This is a genomic window from Bradyrhizobium sp. SEMIA (assembly GCF_014844175.1).
GTDB lineage: Bacteria > Pseudomonadota > Alphaproteobacteria > Rhizobiales > Xanthobacteraceae > Bradyrhizobium > Bradyrhizobium arachidis.
Window position 1 is genome coordinate 1858548 of sequence record NZ_CP046601.1, and the last position, 17796, is coordinate 1876343.

20 protein-coding genes, 1 tRNA gene and 5 pseudogenes are annotated in these 17796 nt (G+C 64.5%); 10 read left to right on the forward strand and 16 right to left on the reverse strand.

The annotated features are described in order from the left end of the window. Positions 1-30: 30 nt before the first annotated feature. A pseudogene (locus FOM02_RS08895) lies at positions 31-809 on the forward strand (crotonase/enoyl-CoA hydratase family protein). A gap of 171 nt (positions 810-980) precedes the next feature. Here FOM02_RS08895 and FOM02_RS08900 read toward each other — a convergent pair. The 3 genes from FOM02_RS08900 to FOM02_RS08910 form a co-directional block, all read right to left on the reverse strand. Next, positions 981-1412, reverse strand: coding sequence for a hypothetical protein (locus FOM02_RS08900; protein WP_265441652.1), 432 nt, complete (start codon positions 1410-1412; stop codon positions 981-983). A gap of 45 nt (positions 1413-1457) precedes the next feature. After that, entirely contained in the window at positions 1458-2123 is a 666-nt protein-coding gene (locus FOM02_RS08905; RefSeq protein WP_265441653.1) for a hypothetical protein, read from the reverse strand. A 277-nt stretch (positions 2124-2400) separates the two neighbouring features. Next, a tRNA-Leu gene (locus FOM02_RS08910) sits at positions 2401-2489 on the reverse strand. A gap of 173 nt (positions 2490-2662) precedes the next feature. On the opposite strand from FOM02_RS08910, the pseudogene FOM02_RS08915 reads away from it, so the two are divergent. After that, positions 2663-3086: pseudogene (locus tag FOM02_RS08915) on the forward strand (twin-arginine translocation pathway signal). Positions 3087-3107: 21 nt separating this feature from the next. Here the strand turns inward: FOM02_RS08915 and FOM02_RS08920 are convergent. Both FOM02_RS08920 and FOM02_RS08925 read right to left on the reverse strand, forming a co-directional pair. Continuing rightward, a pseudogene (locus FOM02_RS08920) lies at positions 3108-4253 on the reverse strand (FAD-dependent monooxygenase). 19 nt (positions 4254-4272) lie between these two features. Continuing rightward, positions 4273-4518 carry a zinc-finger domain-containing protein gene (locus tag FOM02_RS08925; protein ID WP_007602543.1) on the reverse strand — a complete coding sequence of 82 codons (246 nt, stop codon included), beginning with the start codon at positions 4516-4518 and terminating at the stop codon, positions 4273-4275. A 318-nt stretch (positions 4519-4836) separates the two neighbouring features. Between FOM02_RS08925 and FOM02_RS08930 the strand changes: the two genes are divergently transcribed. After that, the gene (locus FOM02_RS08930; protein ID WP_265441654.1) at positions 4837-5973 is read left to right on the forward strand and encodes a hypothetical protein; all 1137 of its coding nucleotides are present in this window, start codon (positions 4837-4839) and stop codon (positions 5971-5973) included. 109 nt (positions 5974-6082) lie between these two features. Continuing rightward, on the forward strand, positions 6083-6838 hold the full coding sequence (locus tag FOM02_RS08935) for an alpha/beta fold hydrolase (RefSeq protein ID WP_027560097.1): 756 nt from the start codon (positions 6083-6085) through the stop codon (positions 6836-6838). Positions 6839-7036: 198 nt separating this feature from the next. Here FOM02_RS08935 and FOM02_RS08940 read toward each other — a convergent pair whose 3' ends face one another. The 4 genes from FOM02_RS08940 to FOM02_RS08955 all read right to left on the reverse strand — a co-directional run bounded on the left by FOM02_RS08940 (position 7037) and on the right by FOM02_RS08955 (position 10662). Further along, a complete protein-coding gene (locus tag FOM02_RS08940; RefSeq protein WP_265441655.1) occupies positions 7037-7270 on the reverse strand; it encodes a hypothetical protein in 234 nt (77 codons plus the stop codon). 137 nt (positions 7271-7407) lie between these two features. Further along, a complete protein-coding gene (locus FOM02_RS08945; RefSeq protein ID WP_265441656.1) occupies positions 7408-7713 on the reverse strand; it encodes a hypothetical protein in 306 nt (101 codons plus the stop codon). A gap of 265 nt (positions 7714-7978) precedes the next feature. After that, positions 7979-8965, reverse strand: a complete 987-nt coding sequence (locus FOM02_RS08950) for a c-type cytochrome (RefSeq protein ID WP_231164079.1) — start codon at positions 8963-8965, stop codon at positions 7979-7981. 326 nt (positions 8966-9291) lie between these two features. Beyond that, positions 9292-10662 carry a hypothetical protein gene (locus tag FOM02_RS08955; protein ID WP_265441657.1) on the reverse strand — a complete coding sequence of 457 codons (1371 nt, stop codon included), beginning with the start codon at positions 10660-10662 and terminating at the stop codon, positions 9292-9294. Between the two features lie 277 nt (positions 10663-10939). Between FOM02_RS08955 and cysE the strand changes: the two are divergent. Together cysE and FOM02_RS08965 are read left to right on the forward strand one after the other, a co-directional pair. Next, a pseudogene (gene cysE, locus FOM02_RS08960) lies at positions 10940-11763 on the forward strand (serine O-acetyltransferase). Between the two features lie 122 nt (positions 11764-11885). Further along, the gene (locus FOM02_RS08965) at positions 11886-12104 is read left to right on the forward strand and encodes a DUF3126 family protein (RefSeq protein ID WP_007602550.1); all 219 of its coding nucleotides are present in this window, start codon (positions 11886-11888) and stop codon (positions 12102-12104) included. Between the two features lie 284 nt (positions 12105-12388). Here the strand turns inward: FOM02_RS08965 and FOM02_RS08970 are convergent, their stop codons facing one another. Together FOM02_RS08970 and FOM02_RS08975 are read right to left on the reverse strand one after the other, a co-directional pair. Continuing rightward, the gene (locus tag FOM02_RS08970; RefSeq protein WP_265441658.1) at positions 12389-12784 is read right to left on the reverse strand and encodes a PaaI family thioesterase; all 396 of its coding nucleotides are present in this window, start codon (positions 12782-12784) and stop codon (positions 12389-12391) included. 192 nt (positions 12785-12976) lie between these two features. Further along, on the reverse strand, positions 12977-13579 hold the full coding sequence (locus tag FOM02_RS08975; protein WP_265442174.1) for a hypothetical protein: 603 nt from the start codon (positions 13577-13579) through the stop codon (positions 12977-12979). A 144-nt stretch (positions 13580-13723) separates the two neighbouring features. On the opposite strand from FOM02_RS08975, the gene FOM02_RS08980 reads away from it, so the two are divergent. Next, positions 13724-14053: a DUF6949 family protein gene (locus tag FOM02_RS08980; protein ID WP_027560090.1), complete on the forward strand. Its 330-nt coding sequence runs from the start codon at positions 13724-13726 to the stop codon at positions 14051-14053. An 85-nt stretch (positions 14054-14138) separates the two neighbouring features. Continuing rightward, complete coding sequence (locus FOM02_RS08985; RefSeq protein WP_027560089.1) at positions 14139-14669, forward strand: gamma carbonic anhydrase family protein; 531 nt, start codon at positions 14139-14141, stop codon at positions 14667-14669. On the opposite strand, the gene FOM02_RS08990 is transcribed toward FOM02_RS08985, so the two are convergent. After that, a complete protein-coding gene (locus tag FOM02_RS08990; RefSeq protein WP_167336492.1) occupies positions 14666-14830 on the reverse strand; it encodes a hypothetical protein in 165 nt (54 codons plus the stop codon). The genes FOM02_RS08985 and FOM02_RS08990 overlap by 4 nt on opposite strands. A gap of 87 nt (positions 14831-14917) precedes the next feature. Further along, positions 14918-15127 (reverse strand): hypothetical protein, encoded by a 210-nt coding sequence (locus FOM02_RS08995; RefSeq protein WP_265442300.1) that lies wholly within the window; start codon positions 15125-15127, stop codon positions 14918-14920. Between FOM02_RS08995 and FOM02_RS09000 the strand changes: the two genes are divergently transcribed. Both FOM02_RS09000 and FOM02_RS09005 read left to right on the forward strand, forming a co-directional pair. Next, a complete protein-coding gene (locus FOM02_RS09000; RefSeq protein WP_265442175.1) occupies positions 15039-15296 on the forward strand; it encodes a hypothetical protein in 258 nt (85 codons plus the stop codon). The two genes, FOM02_RS08995 and FOM02_RS09000, sit on opposite strands and share 89 nt — an antisense overlap. A 104-nt stretch (positions 15297-15400) precedes the next feature. Next, positions 15401-15794, forward strand: a pseudogene (locus tag FOM02_RS09005) (hypothetical protein). 183 nt (positions 15795-15977) lie between these two features. On the opposite strand, the gene FOM02_RS09010 reads toward FOM02_RS09005, so the two are convergent. The 3 genes from FOM02_RS09010 to FOM02_RS09020 all read right to left on the reverse strand — a co-directional run bounded on the left by FOM02_RS09010 (position 15978) and on the right by FOM02_RS09020 (position 17795). Continuing rightward, the gene (locus FOM02_RS09010) at positions 15978-16472 is read right to left on the reverse strand and encodes a hypothetical protein (RefSeq protein WP_027560086.1); all 495 of its coding nucleotides are present in this window, start codon (positions 16470-16472) and stop codon (positions 15978-15980) included. Between the two features lie 285 nt (positions 16473-16757). Beyond that, positions 16758-16949 carry a hypothetical protein gene (locus tag FOM02_RS09015; RefSeq protein ID WP_027560085.1) on the reverse strand — a complete coding sequence of 64 codons (192 nt, stop codon included), beginning with the start codon at positions 16947-16949 and terminating at the stop codon, positions 16758-16760. Between the two features lie 114 nt (positions 16950-17063). Continuing rightward, complete coding sequence (locus FOM02_RS09020; protein ID WP_027560084.1) at positions 17064-17795, reverse strand: aspartate/glutamate racemase family protein; 732 nt, start codon at positions 17793-17795, stop codon at positions 17064-17066. Between the last annotated feature and the right edge of the window lies 1 nt (position 17796).

Genomic DNA, 17796 nt, shown 5'->3' on the forward strand with positions numbered 1-17796 from the left:
GACCCTGATCGACCTGGAAGGAGCGGCCACTTGTCCGACTTGATACTCTGCGAAACGCGCGGCGCCGTCGCGCTGCTGACGTTGAACCGTCCGAGCAAGCTCAATGCGCTGAGCTACGCGCTGATCGACCGCCTGATGGCGATCCTCGACCGCATCGAGGACGATGCAAACATCCGCGCCGTCATCCTGACCGGCGCGGGCGAGCGCGCCTTCTCGGCCGGCGCGGACATTGCCGAGTTCTCGGAGAGCGTGAAGTGTGGGCCCGACGCTGCGGTGAAGGCCTTCGTGCGGCGCGGGCAGGGCATGACGGCGCGCATGGAGGCATTTCCGAAGCCGATCATCGCCGCCGTCAACGGCATCGCCTTCGGCGGCGGCTGCGAGATCACGGAAGCGGTGCATCTCGCAATCGCCAGCGAGCGGGCGAGTTTTGCCAAGCCCGAGATCGCCATCGGCATCACGCCGACCTTCGGCGGCACGCAGCGCCTGCCGCGGCTCGCAGGCCGCAAGCGCGCGCTGGAATACCTTTTGACCGGCGATTCCTTTTCACCGCAGCGAGCCCAGGAGATCGGATTGGTCAACCGCATCGTGCCGCATGAGCAGCTGCTGGACGCAGCCTTCGCGCTGGCGGACCGCATCACGCGGCACTCGCATCTCGCGGTCGCCGCATCATCACGGCCGCGACGCGGGGTCTCAACAGCTCGATCACGGAAGGCCTCGCCATCGAGAGCGAGCAGTTCGCGCGCATGGCGGCGACGCAGGACACAAGCGAGGCGCTCGACGCCTGGCTCGCCGCCCGCGGCTCGCGCTAGAGCATGATCCGGACCCGAAGGGCCGCGTTAGCGCAAAGTGCGTAGCGGTTTTCCCTCGCGACAAACGCGGAACGCGTTTGCGCGGAGATCATGCTCAAACAGTAACCTAAAGCGCGATGGTGATTCACCTTCATGCTATCGCGCTTTAGGCGCAGTCTGGAAACCAGGGATTCACCATAACAGCGAGGACGGTCCATCGGGGAGATGAATCCGCAACGCATCCTGTCCAGTGTGGCCTGACCGGACGCCGGTCAGGCGCCGAGGGAACTCGAGCCACAGGCAGGATTGGACGTGTCTGACGTTACCGGGACAGCACGATGGGTGGGGCCGGCGGGCATGGCCGGGAAGCGCAATGTCTGGCACGACTGCCTGGTCGCGCTGGTGGCGCTGCTGGTGCTCGGCAATCTCGTCAGCGACCTCACGCTCGATGTGAATTTCGGCTGGGACGTGCGCGTCAATTGCGCGGCGGTCGATGCGCATGTCGATGGGCTCGATCCCTACTTCGTGAAAAATCTGAAGGGTACGAAATTCTCCTATCCTTATCTGCCGGTGACGCTCGACGCGTTCCGTCCGCTGTGCGCGGGAGGCTTTCTCCTCGGACATCACCGCGGCGTGTTTCTCCTGCTGGCCATGCTCTGCGGCCTGCTGCTACCGGGGCTCGGCCGCGACCGCGGCGGCTCGCGCGATATTGCGCTCAGGCTGCTCTGGGCGCTCGGCGCCTTCGTCGGCTTCGAGTGGGTCTTGGCGTCGGGCAATTTTACCATCATGAGCGGCACGCTGAGCGCGGCTGCGCTGGCACTGCTGCTGCGTTTCCCTTCGCCGGACGCGGACGATGATCGAAGCTTCGGCCTGCGCATCGTCGGCGCTGCGCTGCTCGGCCTCGTTGCCTCGTTCAAGCTGGTGTACAGCCCGGTGCTGGCCGCGCTGTATTTCCTGCCGCTGCCGCGTCGGCAGAAGATCGGCTTGATCGCAGCCGCGGCCGCAGGGCTTGGGCTGCCGGTTCTGCTCTCGATGGTCCTCTATCCCGATCTGTTTGCGAGCTGGCTGCTCGCGATCAAGGGTCAAATTCCCGACCAGCATACGGTCTATGTGATGGACACCACGCCGTCGCTGCTGCTGCTGGCGCAGGGCGCGCTGGACCAATTCGGGCTCGGCGGCAGCAAGCCGGTCGTGTTCGTGGCTTACGCGCTCGTGGCATTCGCGCTGGTGCTGGCGCCGTTTGCTCTGGTCGTGCTGCGCATGGCCGGTGGCCTCGCGCGCATTGAAGCCTCTTTCCTTGCCCGGCTCGATCGCTGGCTGATCGACCATCCGCACGAGGCCCTGCGGATCACCGTGCTGGCGATGTATGGGCTCTATCTCTGCGCGCCGCGCCTGAAGGAATATGCCTTCTTCGAGCTGGCGCTCTATGGCGCCATCCTCATCGTCGATCTTCCTGGCGCAGCCCTTGTCGCCGTCCTGACCATCGGCGTTGCCGTCCCAACACTGGTCTCGCAGTCGGGCATGCCGATCGAAGGCAGCTTCGTCCAGATCGCGGCCGCGTTGGTGTGCTTCTGGATCATGCTGCGGGCGCAGGCGGCGTCGTCAGCTGAGGTGGTGCGGGCAGCCGGGGTCGAACCGGCACAGCGCTTGCGCACCGAGGGATTTTAAGTCCCTTGCGTCTACCAATTCCGCCATGCCCGCTTGATCCAACGAGATCAAACACTTAAGTCCACCTCCGGCGGTCTGGAATCGGCGCTTGCGCAGCCGGAGGGGCGGTTCTTCCTTAAGCGAGCCGGGCGCACAAGGCAAAGCCTCAATCCGGACATCTGTTGCTGCTTTAGGCATTCTCAATCCACGGGGACTATTCATCCGGCATGGCTGCTTCGTTTTCCCACCGCCTGCGCTGCTGCGGCGCGCTTGTTGTGCTGCTCGCGGCGGGCGCCGCGCTGTCCGGCTGCGCCAGCATGAGCGAGACGGTCGCGCCGGCCTTGCCGATCCGGCAAGTACGAATTGTACGATTGCAAGCAGCTCGAGGCCGAGCGGAAGGGGCTCGCGGCCCGCACCGCCGATCTGCAGAGGCTGATGGACAAGGCGGAGACGGGGACCGGCGGCGCCGTGGTGTCCGAGCTCGCCTATCGCAACGACTACGTCGCAGTGCGCGGCTCGGCGCAGCTTGCCGACGACGCCTGGCGCCGCAACAGGTGCCGGGAGACGCCGCCGAATGCGCCGCCATCGCCCTCGACGCCGCAGCGGCCGGACATCAAGCCCGCGCCGAAACCCGGCAGCGCCGCTCGCTGAGCCGGCGCAATCGAGCCTGCGTCAGGGCCGCCAGCCGTAGATCCAGTCCTGCCGCGCCAGCATGCGGTCCGGGCCGAGCGCGCGGATGGCAATATCGCGCGCGAGCGCGAGCGGCCCGCCCAAATGGTAGATGCGGCCCTGCTGCCGCGCGGTCCGCTGCACCCGCTGCACGCGCGCCGCCCGCGCGCGGCCATATTGCTTCAGCACCGCCGTGATGCCGGCTGCGCTCTCGGCAGCTTCCGGACTGAGATGCTGCGCCAGCACGGCGGCATCCTCGATCGCCATGCCGGCGCCTTGGGCTGCAAACGGCAGCATCGCATGCACGGCATCGCCGAGCAGCGCGACCGGACCCTTGCTCCAGCCAGCATCATCCGCGCCGCCGGCGGCCAACGCGGCGCGGCGAAGGCGTCCATCACCTCGAGGGGATCGCCGGGCGTGCTCCAGCCCGGCCTGTTCCAGGTGCCCGGCAGCACGCGCCACGTTGATCTGGCGCCCGCCCGCGATCGGATAGGCGACAAGATGGGCATTCCGGCCCATCCAGAGCTGCACCCGGCGGGCGGTGTAGTCCTTCGGCAGCTGCGTGGCGTCCAGCGTGCCGCGCCAGGCGATCAGCCCGGAGAAGCGTGGCTGCACCTCGGGAAAAAGATGCTGGCGTACAGTCGACCAGATGCCGTCGGCGCCGATCAGCGCGCTCGCAAGATCGCTGCGGCGGATCGTGCCGCTGCGATGGACCACCGTCAGCCCCTTGGCGTGCGGCGCGACGTCCTCGAAGGTCGCACCCAATTTCAGGTCGATGTCAGGATGATCGGCAACAGCGCCCGCCAGCGCCGATTGCAGGTCGGCACGATGCACCACCCAATAGGGGGCGCCGGCGCGCGCGGACGCCGCCTCGCCGAGCGGCATGCGCAAGAGCTCGCCGCCGGCGCGCGCGCTCATGATCGAGACCGCCTCCGGGGTCACGGCGCGCAGCTTGAGGCGCTCGGTGAGGCCGAGCTCGACCAGCACGCGGCTGGCATTGGGGGAGAGTTGCAGGCCGGCGCCGACTTCCTCGAGCCGCTCGGTCTTTTCCAGCACGACGATGCGGAAGCCGCGGGCCGCGAGCGCCAGCGCGGCCGTCAGGCCACCGATACCGGCACCGGTGATGACAATCGTTCGGGAGAGCGCCACCCCTGACCGATGGGAACGGTCAGGCCACCTTGTCCTTCAAGACGCATTCCGGCGGGCGGGCTTCGCCCGCCTTCAGGTCCGCCGCGAAACGGTACAGCGTCGAGCAGTAGGGGCAGATGATCTCGTTGTCGTTGCCGAGGTCCAGGAAGACATGCGGATGATCGAACGGCGGATTAGCGCCCACGCACATGAACTCTTGCGAGCCGATCTCGATGACGGGAACACCGGCATCGTTATGGAAGTGCGGGACGACATGGTCGGACATCGTAGTTCATCCTGGAGTGGCAATGGCGGCAGACACAATCAAAAACTGACGCGGCATCTTTAAGGCGCCGCGGACCATAATGGTGGGTGCTGATGATTGCTAGTCCAGCGGAACCGAAAGGTTCGCATTGCCCCATGCTCATTTGCTCATGCAAATTCGACACAATCTTGCGGCCTGAGAGAAGCCCTTCTTTCGTCGGGGACGTTGTGTCGCAATTTTGGCATACTATGTCTGGGGCAAGCGCAAGTTGCGACGAAAGACGAACCATCAGGCGCAAGACGATTTCAAGACGATTTCAGGACCGTCCAGGCTTTTCGCATGAAGTGGCTGCGAATCATCACAGCGTTGACCGGGATCGCGGCGTGCAGCTTCATGCTCGTGCAGGTAGCGCCGCATGCCCGCGAGGCCGGCGCGATTCTCACCGCCCAGGATGATCCGGCCGCGCTCTCCGAGCTCAAGCTCGATGCGCTGCTCCGGCAGAACGACCATCTGGTTCAGGACAATATCGAGGCCGCGCTCGCCGCAGGCGATGCCGATCTCGCCGACAGTTTCGTTGCGCTCGCGCGTGACCGCAACCTCGCGCTGCCCGATGACCTCATCAATCGCGTGAGCGATGCGGTCAAGGCCGAGAATTCCACCTCGCACTTCGCCAAACGGTTCGCCACAGGCCTCATCACCGGCAACGCCGACGATGTCGCGAGTCTGTCCGGAACTGTCGCCGGCGATCTGTTCGTGATCGGCGACATCAGGGACGTCGTGCGCGAGGGCAAGCATCTGGCGATGGGCGAGGACACCGACCGTCTGGTGCTGGGCCTTGCGACCGCGGGCCTTGCGGTCACTGCCGTGACCTATGTCTCCGTTGGCGGTGCTGCGCCGGTTCGCGCCGGGCTGACGCTGGTGAAGGATGCCCGCAAGGTCGGGCGGCTCGGCGAGGGGCTCGCCGCATGGGCCGGCCGGTCCGCCCGCGAGGTGGTCGATGCGCCGATGCTCCAGAACGCCGTCGCCAAGGGTTCGGTGTTCCGCCCCGGCGAGACCGTCAGCGCGATCAGGGCGGCGTTCCGGGCCGAGAAGGCCGGCGCGCTGGTCCGGCTCGGCAAGGATGTCACGCGCGTCGCCGAAAAGACCGGCACGCGCGGCGCCATGGATAGCTTGCGGATCGCCGAGGGTCCGAAGGATGTCGCGCGCGCGGCACGGCTTGCGGAAGCGCAGGGCGGCAAGACCCGCGCGATCATGAAGCTGCTCGGCCGCGGCGCGCTGCTGCTGATCGGCGGCGCGTTCGATCTGGCGCTCTGGCTGCTCAGTGCGGCACTGACGCTGTTCGGCCTTCTGTCCTCGATCAAGGCGACCACCGAGCGCCTGACGCAGGCGTGGTGCGATCGCAGACGGGCGCGGCGCCTCCGCCGTGCCCAGATTGCAGCCCAGGCTGCTCTGGCGAACACGGCCGTCACGGCCTGAAGCGGAACGCGCTATTCTTTGAGCATGATCTTGCCGGAAAACCGCTGCACACTTTTCCGGATCATGCTCTAAGATCACCCATTCCCCCTCAAGACTTGCGGAACTGATGATGCCGAGCTTTCACAACGGCGCCGTTGAAATTGCCTATCTCGACGAAGGCGAGGGCGATCCGATCATCCTCGTGCACGGCTTTGCCTCCAGCAAGAACGTGAACTGGGTCTATCCGACCTGGGTCTCGGAGCTGCGCAAGAACGGCCGCCGTGTGATCGCGCTCGACAATCGCGGCCATGGCGAGAGCGCAAAACTTTACGATCCCGCGCAATACTCGATCCCCACAATGGCCGGCGACGTGCTCGCGCTGATGGATCATCTCGCCATCCCGCAGGCCGACATGATGGGCTATTCGATGGGCGGACGGATGACGGCCTGGCTCGCCCTCAACGAGCCGCAGCGGCTGCGCTCGGCGATCCTCGGCGGCATCGGCATTGGCGGCCTGATCGAAGGCACCGGGCCCGGCGAGAACGTCGCCAAGGCATTGGAGGCGCCATCGCTCGACGACGTCAGCGATCCCGTCGGCCGCACCTTTCGTGCATTCGCAGACCAAACCCGTTCCGACCGCCGTGCGCTCGCCGCCTGCCTGCGCGGGACGCGAGATCTCATGACGAAGGGCGAAGCCGCACGCATCGACGTGCCCGTGCTGATCGCGGTCGGCTCGACCGACGACGTCGCGGGCTCGGCCAGCGCGCTCGGCGCCATCATCCCGGGTTCGGAAGTGCTCGATATTCCGGGCCGCGACCACATGCGCGCGGTCGGCGACAAGGTCTACAAGACCGGCGTGCTGGATTTCCTGTCACGCCGCGGCTGAGGTCTCGTCCCGAGCGCATGACCCGGAAATGTGCGCAACGGTTTTCCGAAAAGATCATGCCTAAACAAACAACGTAAAGCGCAATGACGATTCATCCTAGCTAAGGAGCGTACTCATAAAGGCAACGTCGGCTGCTGACGGCCAAGCGGAAAGCATCTGCTCGGGTTGAGCTTTACTGGTTTTGACCCGTTGCCGACATTAGCTGCTTCGGCGGCCGCCTTTCCGCGCAAAGAGTATCAGTAGGGGATACGCCAGCGCGAGAATGAAAATCGCGTCGAACAGGTAGACCGCTAATCCGCGCCCGAACGACGCTCCCGCCCCGAACGTAAACTCTCGCGCGTCAGAGAACAGTATCGGCAGGTTGAGAGCGGTCGAGATGAAGTTACCGACCCAGCCACCTCCGCAAGTGAAGCTTTGCTGTTCCTCGCTCAAGCTGCACCCGATGGATTTCAGTATAGGGTAAGCGACAAGCTCCAAGGGGGCTACAACGACGGCAACCCCCACGATGCATAAGCAAAACAGGCTAACACCTCTGAAAACCTTTAGGATTATCGACCGGGCCATTCAGCTCATCGATAGTCTGCAAGCAAAAGAGCGAGTTTCGCGCCTTCGGCATAGGTCAAATTGGGATCTATCCTGATGGCATAACTTCTAACTTCATCGATCACGGCGCGTACACGAGCTTCGTCGTTGCAGCCGACAGTCTCTCGAAACCTTTTCATTAGGGAGGCATTGGCTGCGACGAGCCTAACGAGCGGATCGAGTTCGGCGCTGCTACGCATCGTCTCGTGAGCGACTATCGGCCCCGGGTCGTGCGAGGGCCCAGGCTTCTCGCTAACGAGCTTAAGAACTCCCCTTGGCTTTTCATCTCTCATGGAGTGGGTCTCGACTTGAGCCAGAACGCATCCCGCGTAACATTACCATAATAGCGCGCTACCTAGCGAGGTCTGCTAATGGCCCACCTGCGAACTTGCGTCGTGTTCGACGGAGGTCCGCTCATCAAGCCAGAGCGGACCAGATTTGCTCAACCTGAGTTCTTCGCAGTTTGACCTAAAACAGGCCTGATTGAATCGTCGGCATTGCGAGCCACGCTTGCACTTGGCCTCGGCCCTGCTTCCGGTCGGGCGGCTCCGCCCCGTGTCACGGATCGAGCGAAGCAAGATAGGCAACGATCGCCAGCGTGTCGTCCTGGTCGAGGTTGCTCACCACCTGCGTCATTAGCGGGCTCCACTCGCCGTTCCGCGCGCCATGCCCGAAGTCGTAGAGCTGGCGAAACATATAGCTCGGTGAGCGGCCGGCGATGCTCGGCACTGGCCCGAGCCCCTTGAGCTCCGGCCCGTGGCACGGTGCGCATACGACCGTCTTTCCCGACCCGCTTTTCACCAGTGCCTCGCCTTTCGCCAGGCTACCGACCGGCACATAGGCGGTGAAGGTCGAGCGCGGATCGCGGCTCTCGAAACGGTGCAGGTCGTCGGGAATTTCGAGAATGCGCTGCCCAAGCGGATCACGTTCACCGTCCTCCACCGCTGCCCAGAGCAACGCCGCGATGTAACTTTTCGGCGCGGTGTCGCTCTCGACCACCTTGATGCGCTTGCGCGGCTGGAGGCCAGAAAAATAGGTCGCAGCTGCTTCCACTTCGGCATCGGTGATCGGCTTGGAAAGGGCGATCATCAAGCTCGGCGGCAAACGGCCAGCGACAGCGGTGCCGCGCAGGCCGCTCTTATATTCGGCCATTTGTCGGATGATGTAGCTCTTCGGAAGACCTGCTAGGTCGGCGTTTTCCGGACCCCCAGGTCCGTCAGCGCGGTGACAAAACCCGCAGGCGAATACGTCGGGCTTGCGGCCGTTGGCTACGATGTCCGGCAGTGGCCGATGGTCGTCCGGGTGCCAGATCGGCGCGATGAATCGGTCCCGGAGCTGGCTCCAGGTATAACCGGCCGTGCTGTTCGGCACACGCACAACGTTACCGTCATCGACCGGCGGCTTGTAGTTGGGATTGTTCTCCGGATAAGCCCATCGTGGCGGTGAGTCGCCCGCCGTGGCTGTGGTGATGGGTAGCGCTACGCAAATTGCTGCCGACGCAAGGACAGCTCTAGCGATTTTCATCGCGCCCTCGAACCTATTCATGATTGAGCCCTCGTGCTTCTCCGGTGGTGTTCCGCGGCGGAACACACACTTGGCGTGAGATGACGGCGCTGCAAAAAATGCGATCAGTAGAGAATGCGATGCCCGCCGACGGCACAATTGCTGCTCATCACAATAGACGGAGACTTCGGCACATCCCGTTGAGCAGCTCCGTAGTTAGGCTACATCAATCACAGGGCGGGGCGAAAGGGGGCTTGACTGCACATGGCCCCAAGCGGCAGTTGAGGGATGTCCGCTATTCCGCCGCTGTCGGGGGTAGAGCAGACATCGAGGCGCTGATCCTCGGCAAGTGTTTATGAGTACACGCCCTAATCTCGTTGGGTCTTAGGCTCGTCGTCATCACCGAACGCGCGCGCCAGCGCCATCAGCACCACGAAGGTCGCGACCCACACCATCCGCGCACCGTAGCGGTCATGCGGGCCCGAGATCACGCCGCAGATGAAGGCGTTGCCGAGCAGCGCCAGCGTCACGGTCGCAGCCAGCAGCGTCAGATCGTCGAGCCGGCGGTTTGCGAGCGCATGGGCGAGGAGTGCGACCAGCGCCAGCATCGAGACCAGCGCGACGGGGACGTGCAGCCAGTTGACATAGTCGAAATCGAGGCCCCAGTTCTGCTGGCGCGCCGCGCGCATCTGCGCGACCTGTGCCGGGATGTAGCGCTCAATGATGCCCCAGGTGTGCCCGAGCCAGACACTGGCGCCTTCGCCGGTCGCCACGTGCAGCAATTGCTGGCCCATCGCTCGGAGCGCTGCGCCGGCCTGCCAGGCCGGATAGTCTGCGAGCGAATGCACCACGATGGTGCCCATCTCGTCATTCATGCCTTCGAAGCGGCCGAGCGTGTTGAACATGCTCTTGCCCCACAGGAACTCGTCGGCAGTTGCAGGCAGCTCGTTGCGATAGGGACAAAGCTTGTAGTGCTCATGCGGGCAATGGTCGTTGAGATAATGTGCGACGATGCCGTCCTGCATCATGCGGCCGAAGGCGACGCCGTAGCCGCCGGGGGTCCAGGCCCATTTGCCCGACAGCGCGTGGTTCGCCGACACCAGCATCAAGGCGCCCACGACGATGGTCAGGCTCGCCTGCGCCAATCCGGCCAGCGGAAGTCGGCTGCCCAGCAGCGGCCGCGCCGTCCAGCCGACGACACAGAGGCCGAGCAGCACGCCGAGCGTGGCACTGTGGGTCGCGGCGGCAAAGGCGGTGAAGACGAACAGCGAGATCTTTTCGAGCAGCGACGTGCGCTCTCCGCCGACGACCAGCAGGAACAGTGACAATATCGAGAGGCCGGCAAAGATGTCGGTGAGCAGCATGCTGGCGAGCCAGGGCAGTGCGGTCGACAGGATCAGGAGCAGGCTGATCGCGACGAAGCGGAAGGTCTGCATCAGGCCGAGCACGCGCAGCGTGAGCTGAAGCAGCCACAGCGTTGCCAGCGACTGGACCGCGAGGTTGATCCAGAAGCTGAAGCTCTCGCCATAGTGCAGGTAGAGGCCGAACACGGTGGAGCGGCTCGGGACCAGATAGCCCTCGTACCAGCGCGCCAGATAGCCGCCGGTGTCCCATTGCAATAGCGGATAGCCGTTCCAGAACGCCGGCGCGATCAGCAGGAGGGGCAGGGTTGCCGCCGCCAGCCGCAGCCAAAACGAGCCCGCGGCGCGCGCGCGCAATTGATCGGTGGTGATGCTCAAGATTGCTCCGTCGTCCCCCGGGGACCATGCCCGCAATAACCGTCGAGACGGAATTCACCAATAGTTTGACGCCGCCCGGCTTGAATTTGGCCAAAGCCTGACCATTTTGAGCCCACCTTGCCGCTTGGGGGCGTCAAAAGAAACCGTTGTGTTTCAACGCGTTGGCTGCTTTCGCGGGGCAAGGCGCTGTTCACTCTCAGGCAAGCCCGTCAGGACTTTGTCGCCTAGACTGTGTTATAGAGCCAACAAAACCAGCCCATTCGAAAGAGCAGATCCCATGGCAGTGCATCAGGTCAATCCGGGAGGAAAGCTCGCATCGCTCGATCCGATCTGGGACCGGATCCGGGGCGAGGCGGAGGACATCGTCCATCGCGAGCCCGAGCTTGCGACCTTCATCTATTCGACGGTGCTGCATCACAGCCGCCTGGAAGATTCGGTGATCCATCGTCTCGCCGACCGGCTCGATCACTCCGCGCTGTCGGGCGATCTGGTGCGCCAGACCTACGACGAGGCGCTCCGCGACGATCCCGATCTCGGCAACGCCTTCCGCGCCGATCTCGTCGCCGTCTACGACCGCGATCCCGCCACCGCGCGCTTCATCGACCCCTTGCTCTACTTCAAGGGTTTTCACGCGATCCAGACCCATCGCCTCGCGCACTGGCTCTACCTGAAGGGCCGCAAGGATTTTGCGTATTATCTCCAGAGCCGCGCCTCCGCGGTGTTCCAGACCGACATCAATCCGGCCGCGCGCATCGGCCGCGGCATCTTCCTCGACCACGCCACCGGTTTTGTCTGCGGCGAGACCGCTGTGATCGAGGACGACGTCTCGATCCTGCACGGCGTCACGCTCGGTGGCACCGGCAAGGAGAACGAGGACCGTCATCCGAAAATCCGTCACGGCGTGTTGATCGGCGCCGGCGCAAAGATTCTCGGCAATATCGAGATCGGCCATTGCGCGCGCATCGCTGCCGGCTCGGTCGTGGTCAAGCCCGTGCCGCATAACGTCACGGTCGCCGGCGTGCCGGCCAAGATCGTCGTGAGGCCGGCTGCGCAGAGCCGTCACGCACCATGGATCAGATGATCAACGCGATGGGGCTTTGAGCGCGCGAGCAAGCGCCGGATTTTCCGGCGCTTGTCGTCCCCAAATTCTTTGGCAATTCATGCTGGCGGTTCGTCGCGTCTCGTCCTAAAACCCGCCGACCAATTTCGATCGGAGACTTGCCGTGGACGTCAAAGAAGTCAGAAAGCTGGACGCGTATCTGAAGCGCGTATTCGGCAATCCCAAGATCCGCGTCGTGCCGCGGCCGAAGAAAGATGATTCCGCCGAGGTCTATATCGGCGAGGAATTCATCGGCGTGCTCTTCGTCGACGACGAGGACGACGATCGCTCGTTCCAGTTCCAGATGGCGATCCTCGAGGACGATCTCGTCGATCAGGAATAGTTTTCGACGCCGTCATTGCGAGCGAAGCGGCGTTTTCGCTGGGCTCGCAATGAAGCCGTGTGGGCTCCGCGAGGCGTCTTCTCGTGTCCCGGACGCGCTGCAACGCTCTTAGCGTTGCTGCGCAGAGCCGGGACCCAGAAGCTACACAGCGCATCTCTGCAACATGGGCCCCCGGCTCTGCAGCGCACCGTCGAAGTGACGCTGCGCTGCGTCCGGGGCACGCATCGGAGATCGGGGCGCGCTCTCTCCACAATGACGAGCATCAGCGCTACGGCTCGATAGCTCTATTTCCCCGCGAGAATGCGCAGCCGCGCCGTGGCATCGGCGACGATGATGCCGCTCGTATCGACGAGCTCGGCGTGCACGACCATGTCGCGCTCCGTCCGTTCGACAATGCGCGCACGTGCCGTGATCGGCCCGACCGATGCGGGCTTCAGGAAGCGCGTATCGAGATTTCTTGTGACGACGGTCAGTTCGGACGAGAGCGCCGCCAGTGCGCAAATTCCGGTGGCGGAGTCCAGCATGGCCGCGAGAAATCCGCCCTGGATCGTCCCGTGCCTGTTGGTGAATGCCTGCTGAGCCCTAAAGCGGATCAGCGCACGCCCGCTCTCGTCGAAGCCAAGCCATTCGCGTCCGAGCAGCTGGGCGCCGGGTGGGAGAGGTGTTGCCGCATCGTTCATGTCGATCGCCCCATGCTGACATCATGCCACTGTTTTGCCCGACGGGTCAAGCGCGATTTCGAAAAAGACGAATTTTGAAAATGCGAAAGCCGTGACAAGACGCTTGGCTACTGTGCATGGGGTTGTTTTCGATTTTTTGTCGGGAGGCTCCGGGTGCGTCCCTGCAAGCCGATCCCGCAGCGGAGAGGGCGCTCAGCCCTTCGGCCCGCGGAGCTGCGCGGTCAGCCGGTCCATCGCCTCGGCCACGTCGCGCCATTGTGACAGCCAGCTGCGCGGGAAGCGGAAGGTGAGGTCGGCGCCGCCGACGCGGCGTTCGGAGAGGCACATGCCCGGCGTCGCCGCATCGCGGGTACAGCGCGCGGTCAGCGCGGGATTTGCGGCAGAGTAGAGATCCTCGCTGCCGTAAGGCGTGTCAGCGCGGAACATCCGCATCGTCAGCCCGTCCTCCGGCTGGGTTGCAGCCTGGTCGAGATAGCGCGGATAGATCGTGGCGGTGCGCTGCTCGGGCGAGAGCGCATCGTGATGGGCCGCGATCGACAGGAAGATGCGGTCGATCGAGTGCACCGCCACCTCCACGGTGTCGGCGGTGACGTGCTTCGGCGCGCCGGGCGGCTCAAGTGAGGGATAGAGGAAGTCGAGATCGATGCGCTCCTGCGGCCCTGTGTGCCGCTGGATCTTCATGCGGATCGCCGCCGCCGGCAGATTGAACAGCGTGCCGCCGACGCTCACCGGCAGCTTGTCCGGCGCGTTGGCGCCGGTCACGCCCCAGGTCGGCCACAGCAGATAGGCGCGCAGCGTCCCGCACCTCGGGGAACGGGGAAACGGGCCCTGGCGCGGGCCGGCCGGCGGCGTTAACCTTCCCTTAAGGATAATGTAGCGCTAACCAGCACTTTTTGTCACAGGAAGGCTCCTCGCGTTGCGTAAGGGCGGACTGTTCCGATGACACCTGAAGCTCTCAATACCTTCTTCTCGATCTGCATCGGTTTCGCCCTCGCCGGCGCCCTCGTGAACGGATACCAGGCCGCCACGCAGCGGCCCGCCGGGTTCGGCCTGTTGCAGGCCGGCGTCGCGCCGACGACCTTCGCGGCCGTGCCGTTCCTGGTGTTCGCGGCGCCCTTCATCATCATGCGCAACACCTTGCGCGGCATGCGGCTGGAAAGCCGCCGCTTCGAGTTCGTGATGATGGCGACCCTCATCGCCGGCTTCTGGAGCATGATGAGCGGCACCTTCTTCCTGATGACGCTGCGCGCGGCCGGCGTGCTGGTCTGACGCCGTTCTGCAGGGCTGCGCGGCGGCCCTTTGCCTCCGCGCCGCCGTTTCGCTATGCCTGAGGTCAACGCGACAGGAGACCTTCATGGCGATCTACGAGCTCGACGGGCAGGCGCCCGATCTTCCGGCTGACGGCAATTACTTCATCGCGGAGACCGCGACCGTGATCGGCCGCGTGCGCCTGAAGCCGGGCGCCAGCGTCTGGTTCGGCGCGGTGCTGCGCGGCGACAATGAGTGGATCGAGATCGGCGAGGGCGCCAATGTGCAGGACGGCTCGACCTGCCATACCGATCTTGGTTTTCCCATGGTGATCGGCCGAAACTGCACCGTCGGCCACAACGTCATCCTGCACGGCTGCACGATCGAGGAGGGCGCGCTGATCGGCATGGGCTCGATCGTGATGAACGGTGCGAAGATCGGCCGCAACAGCATCGTCGGCGCCGGCTCGGTCATCACCGAGGGCAAGGAATTTCCGGAACGCTCGCTGATCATCGGCTCGCCGGCGCGCGTGATCCGCACGCTCGACGACGCCCAGGTCCAGAAGATGGGAAGCGCGGCCAGGTTCTACGTCGCCAACGGTCCGCGCTTCAAGAAAGGCCTGAAGCGGATCGGCTAGCTGCCTTCGGACTCGCGGGCCTCCATGGCGCTTGCGACTTTCTCGTGTCCCGCCGACCACAGCGCATGCTCGTCGCTGCCGTCTGAATAAGGATTGGCTTCAGGTGGAATGTTGTCGCGCGCGGCGCGTTCGCCTTCTGCAAAAGGATCGCGATCGGTCATCGTGAACTTTGCCTTCCCATGATTGCGAGGTCGCGGTCATCAGCTCGCGCATGAGCGCGTCTGTCTGCCCGGTTCAAGCTGGTGGGGCTACATTTGTTCCGGAACCGGTCTTTGCCGGGGCGGTTGGTCAACCAAAGGAGCATGTCCGATGGCCAGATCGCCAACCGTTTCAATGAAGAGCTTGATCGTGATCCTCAGTCTTGCGGTGATGCCCGCTGCATCGTTCGCGCAAGCAACCGGCGGCGCGGGTTCTGCCGGATCGACCGGATCAAGCGGATCGACCGGCGGTGTCGCCAATTCTCCAGCTCCGCCGCCCGGGACCAATAGTTTGGGGACGGCTCAATCATCCGGCCCGGGCTCGGGAGCCACCACCGGCACCGGCAACGGTGGGTCGACCGATGCCGCCGTGAACGCCGAGAACCGCATGCTGGACAAGAAGCTCAAGAGCATCTGCCGCGGCTGCTGATGCTCGCGCGGAAGTGAGACAGTGTGGCTGTCGGGAATGCGGAAGGGACGCTAGCTTGATCCCGCTTTGAAGCGTGGAGCGTGTCCACGCGGAGGATCAAGTGAATGTTACGCAAGATGATCATGGCGGCGCTGGCCGTCGCGGCAGTCGGGCTGTCGGCGCCGCAGGCAGCTGAGGCGAGGGGCGGTTTCGGACATGGCGGCGGCTTCCACGGCGGTGGCGGCTGGCACGGTGGCGGCGGCTGGGGCCGGCTGGGGCCATGGCGGCCACTGGCATGGCGGCGGCTTCTGGCCCGGCGTCGCCATCGGGGCGGGAATTGCCGGCGCCGGCCTTTACGGCGGCTACTATGGCTACGGCTACGGATCCCCCTATTACGGCGACCCCTACTATTATGGGACCGGTTACGACGACGGTGGCTATGGCGGCTGCTACGTCGTGCGCAAGCGCGTGATGACGCCCGCGGGATGGCGATACCGCCGCGTCGACGTCTGCGAATAGCCGGGTGACCGGCCGGACCCTGAAAAAACAAGGCCGTTGACGCAGTATACCGTCAACGACCTTGCCAGCCCCGGATATTGAAATCGGCTCACGCCATCCGGTGACGGCCAGCATGGCGCGGAATCATACGGGGGAATGTGATCCAGTTCACAAGTGCCGAAAATAAAGTCGCGCCGTGGTTGCTCAGCCGCGCGAGCGTTTGCGGCCGCTGGCGTGCACGCGGTACCGTGCCGGTTTCCTGCGGGTAACCGAGGGCGTCTCCGCCTCTGTCGCCCGCGCGCTGGCGAAGGATTGCCGCAAACCGTCGATCGACTCGTTGAGCGTTGCGACCTGCTCGGAGAGGCGCTTGGTGTCGGCCTGCTGCGCCGCCATCAGCCGCTTCATGGTCTGGAGCTGGTCCTGCACGACCTGGAGCTGGTCGATCGATTCCTGCTGGGTAGCCTCCAGCCCCTTGGTCTTCTCGACCAGCTGCTCGGACGCCTGGGCCGTGCGGACCTGGAGTTGCCGCGACGCCACCACCCGGTCGGTCTCGGGTGCTGCGCCGGTATAGGCGCGCCACATCGCAATCGAGGTCACGCCGACGATGAGCAGGAGGAGGGCGGCGGCGGTCAGCGCGATAGGCTGGGCGCCGAGCCGAAGGAGAGGGTTTGATGATGTGTTCTCTGCGAGATCGATCATCGCTGACAAAACCCAAATTGAAACTTGGTGAGTGGCGAAGACCGGCAACCCAAGAACGCAGAACAAGAGGCGGCCGGGGATGTCCCGAAAACGTTACGTTTCCGCAAGGAATGGGACCAAAAAGAGGCCGTGTGCCGGAAAACGTAATTATCACAAGCCCGGCGGCTTCCCGTGACCGGGATCGGTGTGCCCAAAAAATACCCGCCCACGCCGAATTCGGCATGAGCGGGTATTGAGGTACGATGAGCGATCCGGGGACGGCCCCGTGTTCATGCAACGAATCCGCTAGGGACGGGCAGCCTTCATCGAAGGCTGAATCGTCATGCGATAGGCGATGAACGCGCTGCCGTCGAAGGTCTCCACGACCTCGTCACAGGCGGGACAGCGGTACTCGCCCTTGTTGGCCGGCGGTGTCGACAGTTCCAGTCGCCGAAAGCCGGCCCCGCACGCGGAACACGTCACGTCGTTCTTTTTCATAGTAGCCCCGTAGAAATACTGGTGCGGCTTCCTAGCACGGGGTTGGCGCGAAAACAGTGCGCTCTATGACAGAAACATAAAAGTTGATCGGGATTGCCGGTCGCCGGTTAGGGCTCATGGCTGGAACGGCGCAAACGGACCGGAATAGGTCTTCGATCGCGGCGCGGCGTAGGGCCCGAGCCGCGACGTCTGCAGTCCGAGCCGCACCAATCCTTCCGCCAGCGTCACGGCCGCTGCGACGCCGTCGATCACGGGGAGGCCGTGCGTGGCGGCGAGTTCAGCGGCGAAGTCGGCCATGCCGGCACAGCCGAGCACGATGGCCTCGGCACGATCGTCGCGGATCGCGGCGGTGATCTCCGCGGAGATTTTTCCAAGCGCATCAGTGTTGCGCTCCTCGAGTGCGAGCACCGGCACCTCGGCTGCGCGGACGCGGGCGCAGCGCTCGGCGAGGCCGTATTTCCGTAAGTTATGCTCGATCGGAACGATGGAGACACCGAGCGTCGTCACCACGGCAAAGCGCGCTGCGATCAGGCTCGCCATGTGGAAGCCGGCTTCGCCGATGCCGATCACCGGCGTCTTTGCGGCCGCACGCGCAGCGTCGATGCCGGTGTCATCGAAGCAGGCGATGATGTGCGCATCCGCACCGTCGCGGTCGGCCTCGCGGATGCAGCCGAGCATGCCGGGCACCGCAAATGCCTCGTCGTAAAAGCCTTCGATCGAGACCGGGCCCATCGACGGCTGGCGCGCATCGATCACGGTGTCGGGCAGCGCAACGCTGCGCGCCGCAGCGGCGATCTTCGCCGTCATCGACGCGGTCGTGTTGGGATTGACGATGTGCAGCCGCATC